Annotated in this window: 17 protein-coding genes; 10 read left to right on the top strand and 7 right to left on the bottom strand. The window is 59.5% G+C overall.

From position 1 onward, the window contains the following. The first annotated feature begins 173 nt into the window (after positions 1 to 173). The 5 genes from ACONT6_RS04725 to ACONT6_RS04705 all read left to right on the top strand — a co-directional run bounded on the left by ACONT6_RS04725 (position 174) and on the right by ACONT6_RS04705 (position 5,511). The gene (locus tag ACONT6_RS04725; protein WP_428820645.1) at positions 174 to 1,247 is read left to right on the top strand and encodes a PhoH family protein; all 1,074 of its coding nucleotides are present in this window, start codon (positions 174 to 176) and stop codon (positions 1,245 to 1,247) included. 10 nt (positions 1,248 to 1,257) lie between these two features. After that, the gene (gene ybeY, locus ACONT6_RS04720) at positions 1,258 to 1,818 is read left to right on the top strand and encodes an rRNA maturation RNase YbeY (protein WP_428820644.1); all 561 of its coding nucleotides are present in this window, start codon (positions 1,258 to 1,260) and stop codon (positions 1,816 to 1,818) included. Between the two features lie 8 nt (positions 1,819 to 1,826). Further along, entirely contained in the window at positions 1,827 to 2,723 is an 897-nt protein-coding gene (locus ACONT6_RS04715) for an HlyC/CorC family transporter (protein ID WP_428820643.1), read from the top strand. Beyond that, positions 2,723 to 4,288 carry an apolipoprotein N-acyltransferase gene (gene lnt, locus ACONT6_RS04710; protein ID WP_428820642.1) on the top strand — a complete coding sequence of 522 codons (1,566 nt, stop codon included), beginning with the start codon at positions 2,723 to 2,725 and terminating at the stop codon, positions 4,286 to 4,288. Before ACONT6_RS04715 ends, lnt begins: the two co-directional genes overlap by 1 nt. Positions 4,289 to 4,554: 266 nt before the next feature. After that, positions 4,555 to 5,511 (top strand): TIGR01777 family oxidoreductase, encoded by a 957-nt coding sequence (locus tag ACONT6_RS04705; protein ID WP_428820641.1) that lies wholly within the window; start codon positions 4,555 to 4,557, stop codon positions 5,509 to 5,511. 112 nt (positions 5,512 to 5,623) lie between these two features. On the opposite strand, the gene ACONT6_RS04700 is transcribed toward ACONT6_RS04705, so the two are convergent. The 3 genes from ACONT6_RS04700 to ACONT6_RS04690 form a co-directional block, all read right to left on the bottom strand. Further along, positions 5,624 to 6,022 carry a hypothetical protein gene (locus ACONT6_RS04700; protein WP_428820640.1) on the bottom strand — a complete coding sequence of 133 codons (399 nt, stop codon included), beginning with the start codon at positions 6,020 to 6,022 and terminating at the stop codon, positions 5,624 to 5,626. Between the two features lie 296 nt (positions 6,023 to 6,318). After that, entirely contained in the window at positions 6,319 to 7,101 is a 783-nt protein-coding gene (locus ACONT6_RS04695) for a YdcF family protein (RefSeq protein ID WP_428820639.1), read from the bottom strand. Positions 7,102 to 7,209: 108 nt separating this feature from the next. Beyond that, a complete protein-coding gene (locus tag ACONT6_RS04690; RefSeq protein ID WP_428820638.1) occupies positions 7,210 to 7,716 on the bottom strand; it encodes a zinc ribbon-containing protein in 507 nt (168 codons plus the stop codon). Between the two features lie 102 nt (positions 7,717 to 7,818). Here ACONT6_RS04690 and leuS point away from each other — a divergent pair, with 102 nt between their 5' ends. From leuS to holA, 3 genes are all read left to right on the top strand, one after another. Then, on the top strand, positions 7,819 to 10,416 hold the full coding sequence (gene leuS / locus ACONT6_RS04685) for a leucine--tRNA ligase (protein WP_428820637.1): 2,598 nt from the start codon (positions 7,819 to 7,821) through the stop codon (positions 10,414 to 10,416). Positions 10,417 to 10,632: 216 nt separating this feature from the next. After that, complete coding sequence (gene lptE, locus ACONT6_RS04680; protein ID WP_255463396.1) at positions 10,633 to 11,151, top strand: LPS assembly lipoprotein LptE; 519 nt, start codon at positions 10,633 to 10,635, stop codon at positions 11,149 to 11,151. Between the two features lie 15 nt (positions 11,152 to 11,166). Further along, positions 11,167 to 12,171: a DNA polymerase III subunit delta gene (gene holA, locus ACONT6_RS04675; RefSeq protein WP_428820636.1), complete on the top strand. Its 1,005-nt coding sequence runs from the start codon at positions 11,167 to 11,169 to the stop codon at positions 12,169 to 12,171. Positions 12,172 to 12,180: 9 nt separating this feature from the next. Here holA and ACONT6_RS04670 read toward each other — a convergent pair whose 3' ends face one another. Beyond that, the gene (locus ACONT6_RS04670; RefSeq protein ID WP_428820635.1) at positions 12,181 to 13,224 is read right to left on the bottom strand and encodes a glycoside hydrolase family 18 protein; all 1,044 of its coding nucleotides are present in this window, start codon (positions 13,222 to 13,224) and stop codon (positions 12,181 to 12,183) included. A 397-nt stretch (positions 13,225 to 13,621) separates the two neighbouring features. On the opposite strand from ACONT6_RS04670, the gene ACONT6_RS04665 reads away from it, so the two are divergent. Beyond that, on the top strand, positions 13,622 to 15,280 hold the full coding sequence (locus ACONT6_RS04665) for an isovaleryl-CoA dehydrogenase (RefSeq protein WP_428820634.1): 1,659 nt from the start codon (positions 13,622 to 13,624) through the stop codon (positions 15,278 to 15,280). Between the two features lie 64 nt (positions 15,281 to 15,344). Here ACONT6_RS04665 and ACONT6_RS04660 read toward each other — a convergent pair whose 3' ends face one another. The 3 genes from ACONT6_RS04660 to ACONT6_RS04650 are packed head-to-tail and all read right to left on the bottom strand — an operon-like array spanning position 15,345 to position 17,638. After that, entirely contained in the window at positions 15,345 to 16,313 is a 969-nt protein-coding gene (locus tag ACONT6_RS04660) for a ribose-phosphate diphosphokinase (protein WP_428820633.1), read from the bottom strand. After that, positions 16,291 to 16,974, bottom strand: a complete 684-nt coding sequence (locus tag ACONT6_RS04655; protein ID WP_428820632.1) for a dienelactone hydrolase family protein — start codon at positions 16,972 to 16,974, stop codon at positions 16,291 to 16,293. Before ACONT6_RS04655 ends, ACONT6_RS04660 begins: the two co-directional genes overlap by 23 nt. Next, on the bottom strand, positions 16,967 to 17,638 hold the full coding sequence (locus tag ACONT6_RS04650; protein WP_428820631.1) for a phosphoribosyltransferase: 672 nt from the start codon (positions 17,636 to 17,638) through the stop codon (positions 16,967 to 16,969). The genes ACONT6_RS04655 and ACONT6_RS04650 overlap by 8 nt, the downstream gene beginning before the upstream one ends. A 220-nt stretch (positions 17,639 to 17,858) precedes the next feature. Here ACONT6_RS04650 and ACONT6_RS04645 point away from each other — a divergent pair, with 220 nt between their 5' ends. Beyond that, on the top strand, positions 17,859 to 18,758 hold the full coding sequence (locus ACONT6_RS04645; protein ID WP_428820630.1) for a hypothetical protein: 900 nt from the start codon (positions 17,859 to 17,861) through the stop codon (positions 18,756 to 18,758). The last annotated feature ends 59 nt before the right edge of the window (positions 18,759 to 18,817 follow it).

The raw sequence follows: 18,817 nt of genomic DNA, 5'->3' as shown, positions 1-18,817 counted from the left end.
CTCACAACAAGCTACGAAGCTCGAGAACTCGCGACGGTGCCTCCAACAACAAACCGTCATACTCCTCTGTTATAAGCCCCGAGACTGTTTAGAACCCATTCGTCACAAACCGACCTTTCCCCTATCAGGTAAATGGGTATAACCTACAGACTGAACCCCCAGACTAAAGGTGCATGGAAACCAATTTGGAAACACAAGCCCTCGCTCACAGCATCACCCTTGAGCCAAATGACGCCCGCCGCCTGGCCAACCTCTGTGGCCAATTTGATCAACACCTGCGCCAGATAGAACAGCGACTGGAAATTGAGATCCGCAATCGCGGCAATCAGTTCGCCTTCTACGGCGATGCCAATTCGGCCCGCGCCGCTGGTGAGATCCTGAGTAACCTGTACAAGGAAACCGGATCCAACAACGACCTGACCCCGGACGAAATCCACCTCGCCCTGCAACAGTCGGACGTCGAACTGGTCAAAGGCGGGCAAAAGATCGAGGAAGGTGAAGGCGACCAGGTAGTGCTGATCCGCACCAAGAAGTGTTCCGTAAGGCCCCGGGGAATCAACCAGCGCAAATATGTTCGCGCGGTACAGAGCAACGATATCAACTTCGGCATCGGCCCAGCCGGTACCGGTAAAACCTACCTCGCCGTGGCCTGCGCCGTGGAAGCCCTGCTCAAGGACTCCGTGGAACGTATCCTGCTGGTGCGCCCGGCGGTAGAAGCAGGTGAGAAACTGGGCTTCCTGCCCGGCGACCTCAGCCAGAAGGTAGACCCCTACCTGCGCCCCCTGTACGACGCCCTCTTTGAAATGCTCGGTTTTGAAACCGTGGGCAAGCTCATCGAGCGCAACGTGATTGAGGTAGCGCCGCTGGCCTACATGCGCGGCCGTACCCTGAACAACGCCTTCGTGATTCTGGACGAGAGCCAGAACACCACCCGCGAACAGATGAAGATGTTCCTGACCCGTATCGGGTTCGGCTCCACCGCGGTGATCACCGGCGACCCCAGCCAGATCGACCTGCCCCGCGGACAGGCCTCTGGCCTGCGCCACGCCATCGAGGTACTGGATAACGTCAACGGCATCAGCTTTACGCACTTTGGCGCCAAGGACGTGGTCCGCCACCCGCTGGTCCAGCGCATTGTGGAGGCCTACGACATTCACGAAGCGGAAGTGGAAGCCGAGCGCGAAGCGCGCAAGGCCGCAGCGCTGGAAGCCGCCGCCGGCAAAGCCGCTGGAGAAAATGCGGCCTGATGCCGCGCCCATGAACACCAGCCAATCCGAGAGCGGGGCCCAATCCGGGCCGCTCGAACCCGCTGACATCGCCCTCGATGTTCAGCGGGCTACCTCCTTTCCCGAACTCCCCAGCGACGACGAACTCGCCCGTTGGGCGGCAGCCGCCGTGGGCGGGCATCGGGCAGAAGCCGAGATTTCCCTGCGCATCGTCGATGAAGACGAAAGCGAGGCGCTCAACAGCCAGTACCGCGGCAAGCAAAAGCCCACCAATGTGCTCTCATTCCCCGCCGATATCCCCGAAGAACTGGGTTTGCCCCTGCTTGGTGACCTGGTGATCTGCGCCCAGGTAGTGGCCAGGGAAGCGGAACAGCAGCACAAAGCCCTTTCCTCACACTGGGCACACATGGTGGTCCATGGCACACTGCATCTTTTGGGTTACGACCATATCGAGGACGATGAGGCCGAGATTATGGAAAATCTCGAAACCCAAATACTGGCAGGTCTGGGAATCGACGATCCCTACCGCCCCATAGATGAGCCGGCGCAAGGTGCGCCGGCCGAAAAAATTTCAGACGGAACCGACGAGTAACGCGGAGTATGGCCACATCCATGACCACCGACGAACCCCCAAGTAGCTCCTCCTCCAACCGCCCGCGATCGGGTGAAAAGAACTGGTTGGAGAAAATACTGGGTGCCTTCTCACAAGAACCCAAGTCCCGCGATGAGCTGCTGGACATCATCAAAGATGCCGCAGAAAACAAGGTGGTAGACGCCGAAGCGCTATCCATCATCGAGGGAGCGCTGGATGTATCCAGCCAGCAGGTGCGGGAAATCATGATTCCGCGCTCGCAGATGGTGGTGGTCAGCATTGAAGACCATCCCAAAGAATTCCTGCCCAAGATCATCGAATCCGGCCACTCCCGTTTCCCGGTGGTGGGCGAGAGCATCGACGATATCCGCGGCATACTCCTCGCCAAGGATCTGCTGCCGCTGGTGCTGAAAGGCGTGGACGAATTCCGCCTCGAGGACCATATCCGGCCCGCCAATATCATTCCCGAGAGCAAACGCCTGAATATCCTGCTGCGGGAATTCCGCGAGAACCGCTATCACATGGCTGTCGTGATCGACGAGTATGGTGGTGTCTCGGGCGTGGTGACGATTGAAGATATCCTTGAGGAGATCGTCGGCGAGATCGAAGACGAGACCGACGAGGAAGAAGCGGATAGCTTTATCCGCAAGGTGAGCGACAACGATTTTGTGGTGAAAGCGCTCACCCCCATCGAGGACTTCAACGAGTACTTTGAGTGTGAATTCAGCGATGAAGAGTTCGACACCATCGGCGGTCTGATCATGCAGTCCTTTGGCCACTTGCCGGGGCGCGACGAGATGACCAAGCTCGGAGATTTCAAATTTCGCGTCCTCTACGCCGACAACCGGCAGATTCACCTGCTGCGTGTAAGTCGATTTGACAGGCCCGCTACAGAAGATGGCTGATGCGTAAATTCGTGCCTTTTTGGGCCGCCCTGTTCTCGGGCGGCCTGCTGACTCTTTCTTTTGCTCCCTATAACCTTTGGCCGCTAGGGCTGCTGTCCCTCGCGCTGTTTGCCTGGCTGCTGGCACCCGGTCGCCATCAACTGGAAAAGGCCAGCAGTGGGAAGGGAATCTTTCAGATCGCCCTCTGCTACGGTATCGGCCTGTTTGCCACCGGTGGCTCCTGGGTATACGTTTCGATCACCGACTTCGGCAATTCCTCCCCTGTGCTGGGGGTCATCCTCACCGGCGCCTTTGTGGGCGTGCTGGCACTGGCATTTGCCCTGCCCTTCCCGCTACTAGCACGCCTGCGTGCAAACCCCGTGTCGTTTGCCCTGGGATTCGCCGCGCTCTGGTTTGTCAGCGAGTGGGTTCGCACCTGGCTGTTTACCGGCTTCCCCTGGTTGTTTGCCGGCTATGGCCACATTCACACCTGGCTTTCCGGCTGGGCACCCATCGCCAGTGTTTACGGTATCGGCCTGTTACTGGCGTTTTCCGCTGCTGTGCTGGCACTGTTTATGCGCCGCACCTTCGCCTCCTGGAAGTCCGCCAGCGCGCTGTCGCTAGTGGCTGCCGCCCTGCTGACCTGGCCGGCCGGGCTGCTACTGTCGAAAGTGGATTGGACGGAAAATACGGGCAAGGAGCTGACCGTTGGCCTGGTACAGGCCAATATTCCTCAGGACAAAAAGTGGCAGCCGGAATTCCGCGGCGAGACGATCAGGCGCTACCAGAGTGCCACCGAGGCACTCCACCGCGAAAAAGTGGATCTGGTGATCTGGCCAGAGGCAGCGCTGCCGCTGCTTTACCACCACGCGCCCAACCTGATGGATGCGCTGCAAAACAGCGCGCAGGAAACCGGCACCGACCTGATCACCGGCATCCTCTACGACACCGAGGAAGATTACCGCCGCGTGGTGCACAATTCCGCGGTGGTCTTCGGCACTGAATCCCAGCTGTACCACAAGCGCCACCTGGTACCTTTTGGCGAGTATGTGCCACTGGAGGACTGGATTCGCGGCACCATCGAATTCTTCAACCTGCCCACCTCCGTCATCCGCCCGGGACCGGAGGGCCAGCAGCCGCTCCAGGCTGGGGGCGTAAGCTGGGCACCGCTGATCTGTTACGAAATCGTCTATCCGCAACTGGTATCGCAGAGCAGCGGTGATGCGCAGGTTCTGCTGACCCTGAGCAATGACGCCTGGTTTGGGCGCTCCATTGGCCCGTTACAGCATATGCAGATGGCACAGATGCGCGCCCTGGAAACCCGTCGCTATCTGGTGCGCGCCACCAATACCGGGGTAACTGCCATTGTTGCGCCCGACGGCAGCATCACCGAGCAATTACCACAATTCGAACAGGCAACCCTGACCGGCCAAGTGCAGGGCCGCAGCGGCTACACGCCGTTCATGCTGATCGGTGTGTGGGGGCTGGTAGCGCTGGCCGCGCTGATGCTGGTATTTGCAGCCCTGTTACAACGTCGCCCAGCCCCGGAAAATACCGCGGTACTTGGCGGCGAAGCCGCAGACTGATGGAGCAGGCAGGCCGGGGCGGTGATTGCCCCGGTTTGCCGCCTGCTTTCACACGCCTTTCACAATCCCCGGGATTTCTTGCCCGGCATTTCCTGCAAGCCGCCCGCAGCCTGCTATTATCGTGAGATATTCACCCGGCGAAAAAGCCCCCCGCGCAGTATTGATCCGGTCATTTCGCCCGGCAGGCAGTCGAGCCTGCTCCCGGTTCCCGCGCTGAAGATGCGCCAAATAGACCGGGCAATCGTTTTTCATGCACAGACCAGACAATGTGCGGCACGGATGCCAGATTTATGCATTGCTTAATTACTGGCGGCACTGGATTGATAGGCCGTCTATTTTGTGCGCAATGGTTGGCGCGAGGCCACAGCCTCACGGTACTCAGCCGCTCTCCCGAGAAGGTGCACAAACTCTGTGGCGAATCCGCCCAGGGCGTACGCGAACTGCAACAGGTCGAAGGCCCGGTAGATGTGGTCGTCAATCTGGCGGGAGAGACCATTTCCAAGCGCTGGACCAGCGCGCGCAAACAGGAAATCCGCCGCTCGCGGCTGGAGACCACCAGCCAGCTGGTGCAGTGGATCCTGTCCAGGGAGCAGCGCCCCGAATACATCCTTTCCGGCTCCGCGGTGGGTTATTACGGTGACCGCGGCGGTGATCTGCTCAGGGAAACCAGCGGGCCCGGCGGCGGATTCGCCGCGGAACTGTGCCGGGACTGGGAAGCTGCGACCCAACCCCTGCAGCAGGCGGGGCTGTGCGTCGGCACCATGCGTACCGCCATCGTACTATCCACTCGCGGCGGTGCCCTGCCGCAGATGCTGCCCGCCTTCCGACTTGGCGTCGGTGGTCCCATGAGTAGCGGTGAACACTGGATGAGTTGGATTCACGAAGAAGATATCGTCGGCCTGATGTTACATACCATCGACCGGCGCATCTGCACCCCCTTCAACGCAAGCGCCCCGGAACCGGTCACCAACAACAGCTTCTCCCGACTGCTGGCAAGACAGCTGCATCGTCCCTGTCTGATGCGGACGCCGGCATGGGCACTGCGACTGATGTTCGGCGAAATGGCGGAGGAGCTACTCCTCGCCAGCCAGAGAATGGAACCGCGTGTGGCGTTGGACAGTGGCTACAGCTTTCAGTATCCGACGTTAGAGAAAGCCCTCGCCGACCTGCTGGGCAGCACACCTCAAAACGGCGAGGCCCACGCTTCATCCCGATCTCGCTAGCCGCTGTACACGCGCCCACCCCCCAAAAAACACAAACACAATATGCAAACGAGCCCGCACTGGGCGGGCTCGAGGAATGGGTATTGCCGAAGTCGGTTAGACAGACTGGTGTTCAGGCCGCCGCGGTGTTGCGGGTCAATATCGTCTCCAGATAGCTGCGCGCGCCGTCGGAGGTCACGGGTTCGGCTTTGCACTCCACCGGAGCCGATCCGACCCAGTGTGCGTGCCAGCGATACCAGTTGTGAGCTTCGGTATCGCTCTCGCAGCTATCACTGGATTCCTGGCGCAGCTCCACAAAATCGGTCTGCTCCGGGTCCAGTTTGAACTCGCGGACGATCTGCCCGACGAAGGTTTCGAAGTTTTTGCTCAGCCTGGCGGCACTTTCCTCACCCGCAGACAACATCACCAGCTGGCGTGTGCCGCGGCGGGCCATTTTTAGACCGATCCATACCGGACGGTTCAGGCGATTGTGCAACTGAATGGGGGAAAAGGATGCTGGGATACCCGTCATCTGGAGGTTACCTCGATTTTTATCTTGTTATTGTGCGCGATATGGCCGAAGCCGCCGCGTAGATGCTCCATCATCCGAAACTTACTCCACTACCTATTATTTGGGACTTCCGCGTCGATCCACGTAGCCAGGTTGATCGCTGTTTGACGATGCAACCGGGCGCCCGATGGTTTCAGGAGTAACCGTCTTGTAAGGCGCCCATACTAGTTATTCACACCGGGGGCATCAAGCGCATATCCGGAATCAAACCGGCCCGTCGGTCAACTTGCCGCCCGGCGAAAGCGCCTACAGAGTGTTCAGCAAACCCGCCGGGAGGGCAGTGGACGCCAGCGATACCACTGGTCCGCCACCAGCTCACGCCAGTACATCTGACTGCGCAACAGCGCCGCCGCACTGGGAAGCCAGCGCAGCAGGCCGCTCTCGGCCCGCGGCACTAGCTCTCCAGCACTCCCGACCGGGAGAGGCCGCACCTGAATTCCGGCGCGGGCAAAACTTTCCGCAGCCCTGGGCATGTGCCACCAGTGCGTCACCAGAAGCACACCTTCGACTCCCGAATCGTGCAGAAGTGCCGCGGAGTTGGTCGCGTTCTCCGCCGTCGTACGACTGCAATTCTCACGCCAAGTCACCGGGCGCCGGAACAGGTTTTCCAGCGCATCGGCCATCAGGTCTGCCTCTGGCGCCTTCTCCTCACTGAAAACCCGCCCTCCCGAGACCAGGATCGGCAGCTTCTCCGGCGCCTCTCCCGCCGCCCAGGCAACGCGCTCGAGGCTGGCGGCAGAAAGCCGCTCAGCCCCGGTATCCGCATCCCGGTAGCGCCCACCGCCGAGCACCACAACCGCCGTCGGCTCCATATCCGGCGTGTCTGGAAGAGAATGGACCAGGCGTTGTCCCAGCCAGCCGGAGAACGCCGGTGTCGCGCAAATCCACAGAGTGATGAAGCACAGGATAGCTAGCGGCAGTGACAATTTGGCTACGGGGGTAGACGCAGGGAAAAACCAGAATACGAAGGCCAACAGCAGCCCGACCAGCGGGGCGAAAGGCGGCATGATGAGGGTTGCCAGAGCGGCTTGCAGTTCCATCTTGTGGCAGCGGTCCTGTTTGCAGAATGAAATATTATTATTGGGGAAACACACGCTCGCACCAATATGGTGCGCGAGGATCAAGGGCGCTGCCTGAGCAGCGATCACTCAATTTTCTTCGAGGCCGCCGCTGATCTGCCGGAAACATCCAAACCCACAGCGGTGACAGGGCGTAATTTGAGCGCCTGCATCGGGCAATGCACGGTAGCCACAGCCCAGACACTGCAACTCCTCCCCCTCACCCACATCTTCCCCGGCAAGCGCCCAGGGCTCGCCGTGACGGATACAGTACATCAATGCAGGCCAGGCTGACTTGGTCGGGTCCGCGGCATCCAGCAGCCAGTCGCCGGTGCGCTCCTCGAGGGTTTTCAGCTCGCCGCCCAGATCCTCCAGATACTCCTCTGCCCGGTGCACATCGTCCTTGAGCCAGGCGCGCAGGAAGGCCGCCTTGCTGGCGGTGAGCTTTTCCACCGCCAATTCATCCTCGACCAATCTTTCCAGATCCTGGCGCACCCCGGCGGTAACTTTTTCGTCTTCGAGCAGCAGATCGGGGTTATCCACCGGTTGTGCGGCTTTTGGATCGGCTTTCGACCCCGCTTTAGGTTTCTTACTCACCCCATCCCTCCTATAATTCGCCGTTTTCCGACCGAACCGCAAGCGCGTCTTCTGGTCAGAATTTCCCAATAGATCGAGTCACAGAGTATAGGTTCCCCACAGATGGAAGAGCAGTACAACCCCTCAGCAGTCGAAGCCGCCGCCCAGGGCCATTGGGCCGAGCAGAAAAGCTTCGAGGTAAAGGAAGACCCCGCCAAGGACAAGTTCTACTGCCTATCCATGTTCCCCTACCCCAGCGGCAAGCTGCACATGGGGCACGTGCGCAACTACACCATCACCGATGTGATCTCCCGCTACCAGCGCATGCAGGGCAAAAACGTCCTGCACCCCATGGGCTGGGACGCCTTCGGCCTGCCGGCGGAAAACGCCGCGATCCAGAACAAGACCGCACCGGCCAAGTGGACCTACTCCAATATCGACTACATGAAGGGCCAGCTGAAAGCTCTCGGCTTCGGTTTTGACTGGTCCCGCGAGCTGGCCACCTGCCAGCCGTCCTACTACCGCTGGGAACAGTGGTTCTTCACCCGCCTGTACAAGAAAGGCCTGGTGTACAAGAAGAACTCCGCCGTGAACTGGTGTCCCCACGATGCCACCGTACTGGCCAACGAGCAGGTGGAAGACGGTGCATGCTGGCGCTGCGGCACCACCGTGGAGCGCCGCGAGCTGGCACAGTGGTTTATCAAGATCACCGATTACGCCGAAGAACTGCTCAAGGACCTGGACCAGCTTCCCGACTGGCCGGAGCAGGTGCGCACCATGCAGCGCAACTGGATCGGCAAATCCAAGGGCGTCGAGCTGGCCTTCGCCCTGCCGAAGACCATTGCCGGCGTCGACCACTTCGATGTCTACACCACCCGTCCGGACACCCTGATGGGCGTCACCTACGTGTCCCTCGCCGCAGAGCACCCGATTGCCCTGGAACTGGCCGAATCCAATCCAGAGCTGAAGACCTTCATTGCCGAGTGCAAGAAGCAATCCATGTCCGAGGCCGATATGGCCACCATGGACAAGAAAGGCATGGACACCGGCCTCAAGGCCATCCACCCGCTCACCGGCGAAGAAGTCCCGGTGTGGGTCGCCAACTACGTGCTGATGGATTACGGCAGCGGCGCGGTGATGGCAGTGCCCGCCCACGACCAGCGCGACTGGGAATTTGCCAAGAAATACGACCTGCCGATCCAGCAGGTGGTGGCACCCGCGGGCGACGAAGCCATCGATCTGGAAAAAGAGGCCTTCACCGAAAAAGGTGTACTGGTGAATTCCGGTGGCTTCGACGGCCTCGACTTCGACGCCGCCTTCAATGCTATCGCCGATGGCCTGGAAGCTGCCGGCAAGGGTCGCGTCACCACCAACTACCGCCTGCGCGACTGGGGCGTGTCCCGTCAACGTTACTGGGGCGCACCGATTCCCATGTTCAACCTGGCCGACGGCAGCGAAATCCCGGTACCGGCAGAAAAACTGCCGATCCTGCTGCCGGAAGACGTGGAGCTGGACGGCGTCACCTCCCCGATCAAAGCCGATCCGGAGTGGTGCAAAGACGAATACAACGGCGAAGCGGTCGAGCGCGAAACCGACACCTTCGACACCTTCATGGAATCCAGCTGGTATTACGCCCGCTACACCTGCCCCGATTTCGAAGAAGGCATGCTCGACCCGGACCGCGCCAACTACTGGCTGCCGGTCGACCAGTATGTAGGCGGTATCGAACACGCCATCCTGCACCTGCTGTACGCGCGCTTCTTCCACAAACTGATGCGCGACGAAGGTCTGGTGAAGAGCGACGAGCCCTTCAAGCGCCTGCTGTGTCAGGGCATGGTGCTCGCCGAATCCTTCTACAAAGAAGAAAACGGCCACAAAACCTGGATCGCCCCCACCGCGGTAGACGTAGAGCGCGATGACAAGGGCAAGCCGATCAAAGCCATCGAGCGCGCCACTGGTGAAGAAGTGGTTGCCGGCGGCGTGGTCAAAATGTCCAAGTCCAAGAACAACGGCATCGATCCCCACGCCGCGGTACAGGAATACGGAGCCGACACCGTGCGCCTGTTCACCATGTTCGCCGCGCCCCCCGAACAGACCCTCGAGTGGCACGACTCCGGCGTGGAAGGCGCCAGCCGCTTCCTGCGCAAACTGTGGAAAACCGTCCACGGCCATATCGAAGCCGGCGACGGCAGCGCTGCGATCGACACCTCAGCCCTGACTGAAAAACAGGAGCAGCTGCGCCGCAAAACCCACGAAACCATCCAGAAAGTCAGCGACGACTACGGCCGCCGCCAGACCTTCAACACCGCCGTCGCCGCGGTGATGGAACTGCTGAACGAAGTCGCCAAGATCGCAGAACGAGATTCCGCCAACGGCCTTGCCGTAGAACGCGAAGCCCTGCAGGCCGCCGTCATGCTGCTGGCTCCGGTTACCCCGCATATCAGCCACGAACTGTGGAATGCGCTGGGCAACAGCGGCGAACTGGTCGATGCCCAGTGGCCGCAGGTCGACGAAAAAGCCCTGGTGCGTTCCAGTATCACCCTGGTCGTTCAGGTGAACGGCAAGCTGCGTGCGAAGCTGGAAGTACCGGCAGATGCGGACAAGGAAACCCTGGAAAAAATGGCGCTGACCGATGAGAACGTACTCAAATTTACCGATGGTAAAACCGTACGCAAGGTCATCGTGGTACCGGGTAAGTTGGTCAATATCGTCGCCAACTAAAACACAAAGCTAGAGTATTGCGCTCCCGGCTTACGAAGCATCAAAACACGATGCTAAGGCCGGGTGCCGGGGCCGGGTTTTCAGGAGCGTCGGCGACATGGACGTCGCCGACGCAGCGTACAGGGACGTATTTACAGCGGTCCTGAAAACCCGGCTCCGGCACCCGGCCGCCACTTCCTATAAAAAAGAACTCAACGGACCTCGATGAAAACTACAATGTTGCGCACCCTGACAGTAATCCTGGCCGTCACCATCGCAGCCTGCGGCTGGCACCTCCGCGGCGCACCGAAGAACTTCCCGCCCGGCAGCAAGCTCTACATCACCACCGAAGATCCGAGAAGCGAACTGGCCGAAAGTATCACCCGTCTGCTGCAGACCAGTGGCCTGCCCCTGGCCGAAGCCCCCACCGAGGCCGACTTCACCCTCACGATTCACAAAGAGACCGAAACCAAACGCACCGTCTCCGTCGACTCCAAGGGCCGCGCCTCCGAATACGAACTGATCACCAGCGCCGAATACAGCGTGCGCGACAAAACCGGCCGCGACCTGCTCACCATGGCCAAGGCAGACGTGTACCGCACCCTCGAATGGGACGACAACGAAGTCGTGAGTAAAGGGGAAGAAGAGCGCCTGCAGCGGGAAGAAATGCGCCGTGAACTCATCAGCCGCATCATCGACCGCCTGCGTCGCATAGAAATCAGCAGCCCGGTCACCGACGACCCCGCCTCCCCGTAAGGAACCGCGGCAATCATGGCAAGAATCAACCCGCGGCAACTGCCCCAGAACCTGCGTCAGGGCCTCGCCCCCATCTACGTCGTCACCGGTGACGAACCGCTGCTGGTGCAGGAGTGTTGCGACAGCATCCGCGAAACCGCGCGCAAGCACGGTTTTAACGAGCGCGACCTGCTACACGGCGAGCACAACTTCGACTGGGGGCAACTGCTATCCGCCGCTGGCAGCATGTCGCTGTTCGCCGACAAAAAAGTCATCGAACTGCGTCTCCCTGGCGGTAAACCCGGCGATAAAGGCAGCAAAGCCCTGCAAGAGTTCGCCAGCATGGCCAACGACGACACCCTGCTGCTACTGGTGCTGCCGCGGCTCGACCGCTCCCAGCTCAACAGCAAATGGGTCAAGGCGCTGGAAGCCAAAGGCGTGTTGGTTCAGATCTGGCCTGTAGATGCCGCAGAAATGCCCCGCTGGATACACCAGCGTTTACGCAGTGCCGAACTCGAAGCGGAACCGGAAGCGATACAAATTCTTGCAGAACGCGTGGAAGGAAACCTGCTCGCCGCCAGCCAGGAAATTGAAAAGCTGAAACTGCTCGCCAGCGACAGCGTGATCACCGCCGACACCATGAACAACGCCGTCGCCAGCTCCGCGCGCTACGATGTCTTCGGCCTGATCGACAAAGCCCTCGCCGCCGATGCCGCCGGCGCTGTCAGAACCCTGCAGGGACTCCGCGCCGAAGGCGTGGAAGCACCGGTGGTGCTCTGGGCCATCGCCCGCGAAATCCGCAGCCTGATCGACATCCAGAAAAAACTCGACGAAGGCCAGCCCATCAACCGGCTGGTGCGCATCCAGAAACGTCAGCCCGCGGTACAGGCCGCCTGCCGACGCCTGCACCCCAGACACCTGGAAAATTTCCTGCTGCGTGCCCGCGCCGTAGACAATGCCATCAAGGGCGGCAAAGAAATGGATCCCTGGGCGGGGCTGCTGGAGCTGACGCTCAACCTGTCTGGCAAACGCAGTATCTGATCGCGGAATTTAATCTGCGGTTTTTTCTGCATAAATTGCCTTGACCATAGCGCCCTCGTCGGTGTCCCCGGGCAACTCCCAGAACATGATGCCGCCGAGGCCCAGCTCTTTTGCATAGCGGGTTTTCAGCGTCAGGGAGTGCGGTGTATCAAAGGTCGCATAGCGCTGGTTTTCCGCGTCGTAGGCATAGGCTGCCACAGCGTCTTCATCCCAGAACAGCCGATAGCCGTTTTCGGAGCGATATTCCGCAGCCAATTGTGAATAACGCAACCCAGGTACATGACGCCCGGACTGATAGCGTCCGTTATCCTCCTCCGCTACACCTTCCCAAACCCGAGAATAGAACGCGGCACCGATCACGATCTTCTGTGCGGGGAATCCGGCATTCAGTAAAAAGCGCACCGCATTGTCTGTGGACTGCTTCTGGTCCGCAGTGGAATACAAAGGCGTGTGGTGGCCGGTCACCGTGCTGAAGCCATTCACCAGGTCATAACTCATCAGATTGACGCTATTGATGAGAGGCGCAATCTCCTGCCACTCCATAGACTTCTGCAAGAACTCGTCAAACCCGCCGGCGGCCACGGTAATCAGAGATTCATCCCCCAGGGTGGAACGCAGTGCTCGCACCAGTGCGGTGAAATTCTGCCGGTCCTGCGGCTTGTATGGGTGTCCGGGGTGTCCCTCGATGGCCGGGTATTCCCAGTCCAGATCCAGGCCATCTCCACCAATATCAGTCAGCACCGACTTTACGGAGCGCGCAAACACCTGCCGGTTTTCCGCGGAGGAGAAAACATCCGAGCAGGGTTCACAACCTCCCCAGCCACCAAGCGCCAGCATCACCTTCAGGTGTGGATACGTTTTCTTCAGCGCCAGTAAACGACGGTAGTCATTGATGGCTGCGGCATCGCGGAAACTGACTTTATTTCCATCCAGGTAGACAAAGCTGTAGATCAGGTGCGTCAACTTATTGAAATCGTAGCGATCCAGGTCGCGCCCATCACCGGTGTAATACCCCATTACCGCCAGCTGATCCGGGCTGACAGGTGCAGCCACACCATCAGATTCCTTCGCGACGACTGACCCGATCGACAGCGCCAATACCAACCATGCACCGAGACACGCGCTCACACACAACCGCAGAAACCCCACAGAACAACGCGCCATAACTTTCCCCTTTCCCTTATTGATCGAATCGGATTTCGCATACTATCGCTGAACGCCCAGGAATGACAACGCTGTCACAACTTCTCTTAACAGCCCAGGATAGGATTTGTGCACCGCACGAGACGCGCAGGAGATTGGCGCAAGTCGACAAGACCGCCGACCGCAAAAGGCAATTGATTTTGGCGATAAGCCGGTAGGATAAACAGCAAAAGAATGCGCGGCTGACTACCCTAAAGCCTGTGCCACCCCCATGGCATCCGTCTGCAGGTCTACAGAGAGATAATCCATGAGCAAAGACCAAGGCCCATCCGTTCTGGCCAACACACACACGGTGTTAAACCAGCCCGCCCCCCTGCAGGGCCACAACCTGTACGCCAATGACACTGCACTGTGCGAAGCGATACAGCGCAACGGCGGCCACTGGGGAGAAGACGATCTGCAGCGCTACGGCGAGATTTGCGGCCGCCCTGAATGGATTGAGCGCGGCTTTCAGGCCAATCACTACAAACCTGAGTTTGAATCCCACGACCGCATTGGCAACCGGGTGGATCAGGTCAACTACCACCCGGCCTACCACCAGCTGATGCAACTTGCCCTGTCTGAGGGATTGCACTCGGCGCCCTGGACCGATCCGAAACCCGGGGCACATGTGGTGCGAGCCGCCAAGTATTACCTGCACTGCCAGGTAGAAGCGGGACACGGCTGCCCCGTCACCATGACGTTTGCCTCGGTGCCGTCAATTCGGCTCAGTCTGGCGCTGGCAAAGGAGTGGCTGCCAAAAATTTGCGACCGCGGTTACGATCCCAGCAACCGCCCGCATACGGAAAAATCCGCCCTGACCATTGGTATGGGAATGACCGAAAAGCAGGGAGGTTCCGATGTGCGCGCCAATACCACGACAGCGGCACCGCTGGGCGACGGCAGCTACGAACTGGTCGGCCACAAGTGGTTTACCTCGGCCCCCATGTGCGATGCCTTCCTGATGCTGGCCCAGACCGAGGCGGGGCTGAGCTGCTTTCTGGTGCCGCGCTGGCACCCGGACGGCAGCAAAAACCCGATACAGGTACAGCGGCTCAAGGACAAGGCCGGCAATGTCTCCAACGCCTCCTCAGAAATCGAACTGCGCGGCGCTATCGGCTGGCTGGTCGGAGAGGAAGGCCGCGGTGTACCGGCAATCATAGAAATGGTCTCCGCCACCCGCTTTGACTGCATGATCGGTTCCTCCGGCGGTCAGCGGCAGGCAACCCTGCAGGCGATCTACCACGCGAGTCAGCGCAGCGCCTTCGGCAAGACATTGATCGATCAACCGCTGATGCAGAATGTGCTGGCGGACCTGCAGCTGGAGGTGGAAGGTTCCATCGCCATGACCATGCGTATGGCGCAGGCAATGGATCATCTGGACGAAGAACAACAGAAACTGTTGATGCGTCTCGGTACCGCGGTGGGTAAATACTGGATCTGCAAGCGCACCCCGCACCACGCTTATGAAGCGATGGAATGCCTGGGTGGCAACGGTGTGATTGAAAACTTTATTACCGCCCGTCTTTACCGGGATGCGCCGATCAACGCCATCTGGGAAGGATCCGGCAATATTCAGGCACTGGATGTGCTGCGGGCCCTGACGAAGACACCAGAGGTACTCACCAACTGGTATGACGAACTGGAAAAAAGCAAAGGCAACGACCTGCGCTTTGATCGAGCAGTGGCACACCTGAAAAGCCAGCTCTCGGAGATGGACAATATCGAATACCGCGCACGACACATCGTCGACCAGCTGGCACTTACGATGCAGAGTCACCTGCTGATGCAAGCGGGCAATAGTGCCGTCGCCGAGGGATTTATCGCCTCGCGTTTAGAAACTCGCGGCACAGGAAATACTGGGACTTTACCGACGGGAGTGGATATAAAGACGATTATCGAGCGCGGCAACCCACTGGCTATATGACCTGCGTGCAAATTTCCAAGCCAACGCCAGCACAGGCGACACCAAAAGAATTCACCAGGGCGCGCTAATCAAAGCCAAGCTGGGTTGCCGGGCCACCGTGATGTAATTTGTGTATCGCCTCTGCAATCAAAGGCGCACAGTCCACGACCTGGAGTGACGGCGCTACCGCCTGTGGCAGCGAGTTGGTCACGGCGATGGCTTCCAGTGGCAACTGGCCCAGCCCCGCCAGCGCATTTCCACAGAATTGCCCGTGACTGGCCAGCGCCCAGATGCGGGCGGCACCACCGCCCTGAATCGCGGCAACCGCGCGGGTGATGGTACCGCCACCGGCAATCAGGTCGTCAACGATCAGCACACAGGCATCGTCGACGTCGCCAATCAACGTACCACCGGAAAGCTGATCTGCACTGCGGTATTTCTCAACAAATGCGCGGCCAATTTCCCGCCCCAACCGCTCACGAAGCGCCTGACGCATGGCTTCAGCGCGTTTCACTCCGCCGACATCCGGCGAAGCCACCACCAGAGGATGGCGATCCCCCTGCAGCTGCTGTACTGCGAAATCCACAAACAACCGCTGCGCCGGCAGATGCAGGGTTCGGCATCGGAAAGCATTCTCAAATGCGGACTGATTGTGGGCGTCTAGCGTCACGACCGCGTCAGTGCCGAGGGATTCAAACAAACTCGCCAGATAGCGGCTGGAAAGCGGGTCGTGGAGTTTGGTGCGGCGATCCTTACGACCGTAACAGAGGTAGGGAATAACGGCGGTAACCCTGGCAGCCCCCGCATCTTTTAGCGCGCCGATAAAGAAAAGAAGACGTATCAGTTTGTCGTTGAGGCCAATACTCGCGTCGCCATACAGGGATTGCACCACATAGACATCATCGCCCTCCACTTCTTCCAAAGGACGGATCTTGTGTTCGCCATCGACGAAGTCGCGCTCCTCGTGGGCAGAAAGCGGTACACCGAGCGCGGCAGATACACGCTGAGCGAATTCAGCACCGGCTTCGAGGCTAAACAGTTTCAGACCGGTCATCAATCAGGTACCGCTGGAACCAGCCAATGGCAAGGCGCACCACCTCCTCCAAAGTGCCGGGTTCCTCAAACAAATGGGTAGCACCGGGGACTATTTCCAGTTTGGGCCCCTCCGCGTTGCAAGACAGCCAGTCCATTTTCGCTGCCGCACGCCGATTTAACTCGATCACCTGATAATCCTCACCGCCAACCACCAGCAGCGTGGGCGCCCGTACCAGGGGCAAGGCAGTATCCGCCAGATCCGGGCGGCCGCCGCGTGACACAACCGCTTTTACCGCGTGTGGCCGCGCCGCGGCGGCGATGAGAGCGGCGGCGGCTCCTGTACTTGAACCGAACAGCCCGATGTTCAATGGCGCAGATTCCTTATAAACCACCGCCCAATCTAGTGCGGCAATCAGCCGCCGAGCCAACAACTCGATATCGAAGCGGTATTCCCGGGTAATCTCGTCGACCCGGTGCTCATCAGCGGTCAGCAGATCGAACAGCAGAGTACCGATTCCAGCTCGATTCAGCTCCGCCGCGACCGCATTGTTCCGCGGGCTGAAGCGGCTACTGCCACTGCCGTGTGCGAAGAGCACCAGCGAGCAGGTCGTAGCCGGCAGGGTCAAAAAGCCCTCCAGCTGCTCTCCGGCGGCATCAATCAACACCTCCTGCCTATTCATCTTCCCCCCTCGCCAGCGAGTCAGCCTCGCGCATCATCGCGATAACTTCCTCATCCGTCAGTTGAGAGAAATCCCGATACCAGGCGCCAATGGCCCAGAAAGCTTCCGGGGTGGCCAGGCACACAATCTCGTCCACCAGTGGGCTAAAGCGCGCGAGGGCATCTGGCGGCGCAACCGGCACGGCGAGAACAATGGAAGCCGGTTGTTGCAGACGAACTGCGCGCGCAGCGGCCTCCATAGTGGCACCGGTGGCAATACCGTCGTCCACCAGAATCACGCAGCGACCTTTCAGGTCGGGCCAGGGTCGGTCCCCGCGGTACCGTCTGGCGCGCCGCTCGAGCTCTAAGTGCTCCTCGCTCGTCACGGCGTCCAGCGTTTCATCACTAATACCACAGTTCGCGATTACGCTTTCATTCACTACCCGCGCGCCACTGGTAATCGCGCCCATCGCCAGCTCTCTGTGCCCCGGCACTCCCAGCTTGCGCACCAGCATCAAATCGAGAGGAATATGCAGCGCACGCGCCACTTCCAGACCGAGAGGCACACCGCCACGCGGCAACGCCAGCGCGATGGCACCCCGATATTTTGCGTCATCTGGCAAAGAGGAGCGCAGCGCCTCCGCTAGTAGACGCCCCGCTTCCACGCGATCATAAAACGGCGTCATCACGACTCACACCTCGATGACTGACAAAATACAGATCTCAAACCGGAATGCGCTCAATACATGTCTAATAAAACTAGACTAGCAAACAGGCCCAACGACAAAGCGCGCCATGACCGACTCCAACGTCACAAACCCTGGACTTGAAGAGAAGACCCGCTTCCTGCTATCTCCAAGTAGCTACCCCGAGGGCACGGAAACAGTGCGGCTCATAGAGACCCATATGGCCCGAGTGTTTCTCACGGACCACTACGTCTACAAAATGAAAAAGCCGGTGCGCTCCAGTTATCTCGATTTCAGCAGTCTGGAAAAGCGCTATGTCATCTGCCGCGAAGAACTGCGCCTGAACCGGCGTATGACCGATGGAACCTACCTGGATGTGGTAGCGCTGCGAGTCGATGAGCTCGGGCAGCTGAACCTCGATGAGCGGGGCTTGCCAGTGGAATGGCTGGTCAAAATGCGCCGTCTACGGGAAGACGCCTCGCTTCCATATCGGATAGACAGCGCCACACCACAACAACTGGCACCACTGCTCCAGCGACTGTGTGACTTTTATCGGACCGCAGAACCAGTTCCCATACAGCCCGAGCAGTATCTGGCAAGACTGCGCCATCGTTGCAGGGAATTGCGCAATCAGCTGAAAGCCCCCGAAATGTCTCTGGATGCCAAGGAAATCGATCAGCTGGTAAACACCCTGTTGGACTTTATCCTGCGCGAAGCGGAACTGCTCGGCGAACGCGCGGCGAAGGGGAAAATCGTCGAGGGCCACGGTGATCTGAGACCGGAACACTGCTTCCTGACCCAGCCGCCGCAAATTATCGACTGCCTGGAATTTGACCCCAACCTGCGTTGCGTCGACCCGGTGGATGAACTGAGCTATCTCGCGCTCGAGTGCGAATTACTGGGACACGCGGAACTGGGAGAGGCGTGTGTTGAATTTTACTATCGATCGAGCGGCGACCGGCCAGCGCAGATCCTGTCAAATTTCTATCGCGCCGAACGCGCCCTGCTTCGCGCCCAGCTCTCGGCTGCACACTTGCTGGATAGCGACATTAGCGAGCCAGAAAAGTGGCGAAAGAAAACGCGAGAGTACCTCAATGCTGCGCATCATTACTGCAAATGAGGTGCTCATTCGGATATCGATCACCGACAACACATTTGAAACGCGTTCTGTGGCATTAC

Source organism: Microbulbifer sp. MCCC 1A16149 (assembly GCF_050368945.1).
In the GTDB taxonomy this organism is placed as follows: Bacteria; Pseudomonadota; Gammaproteobacteria; order Pseudomonadales; family Cellvibrionaceae; genus Microbulbifer.
Note: the sequence above shows the minus strand (reverse complement) of the source record. Positions and strands in the feature narration are given on the sequence as shown.

Bases quoted from the DNA above. Each gene is read 5' to 3' on its own strand.
- holA (WP_428820636.1), top strand. From the start codon at position 11,167: ATGGCAAGAATCAACCCGCGGCAACTGCCCCAGAACCTGCGTCAGGGC.
- ACONT6_RS04725 (WP_428820645.1), top strand. From the start codon at position 174: ATGGAAACCAATTTGGAAACACAAGCCCTCGCTCACAGCATCACCCTT.
- ACONT6_RS04665 (WP_428820634.1), top strand. From the start codon at position 13,622: ATGAGCAAAGACCAAGGCCCATCCGTTCTGGCCAACACACACACGGTG.
- ACONT6_RS04650 (WP_428820631.1), bottom strand. From the start codon at position 17,638: ATGACGCCGTTTTATGATCGCGTGGAAGCGGGGCGTCTACTAGCGGAG.
- ACONT6_RS04700 (WP_428820640.1), bottom strand. From the start codon at position 6,022: ATGACGGGTATCCCAGCATCCTTTTCCCCCATTCAGTTGCACAATCGC.
- ACONT6_RS04655 (WP_428820632.1), bottom strand. From the start codon at position 16,974: ATGAATAGGCAGGAGGTGTTGATTGATGCCGCCGGAGAGCAGCTGGAG.
- ACONT6_RS04715 (WP_428820643.1), top strand. From the start codon at position 1,827: ATGGCCACATCCATGACCACCGACGAACCCCCAAGTAGCTCCTCCTCC.
- ACONT6_RS04660 (WP_428820633.1), bottom strand. From the start codon at position 16,313: ATGACCGGTCTGAAACTGTTTAGCCTCGAAGCCGGTGCTGAATTCGCT.
- lptE (WP_255463396.1), top strand. From the start codon at position 10,633: ATGTTGCGCACCCTGACAGTAATCCTGGCCGTCACCATCGCAGCCTGC.
- ACONT6_RS04705 (WP_428820641.1), top strand. From the start codon at position 4,555: ATGTGCGGCACGGATGCCAGATTTATGCATTGCTTAATTACTGGCGGC.
- ACONT6_RS04645 (WP_428820630.1), top strand. From the start codon at position 17,859: ATGGCCCGAGTGTTTCTCACGGACCACTACGTCTACAAAATGAAAAAG.
- ACONT6_RS04695 (WP_428820639.1), bottom strand. From the start codon at position 7,101: ATGGAACTGCAAGCCGCTCTGGCAACCCTCATCATGCCGCCTTTCGCC.
- ybeY (WP_428820644.1), top strand. From the start codon at position 1,258: ATGAACACCAGCCAATCCGAGAGCGGGGCCCAATCCGGGCCGCTCGAA.
- leuS (WP_428820637.1), top strand. From the start codon at position 7,819: ATGGAAGAGCAGTACAACCCCTCAGCAGTCGAAGCCGCCGCCCAGGGC.
- lnt (WP_428820642.1), top strand. From the start codon at position 2,723: ATGCGTAAATTCGTGCCTTTTTGGGCCGCCCTGTTCTCGGGCGGCCTG.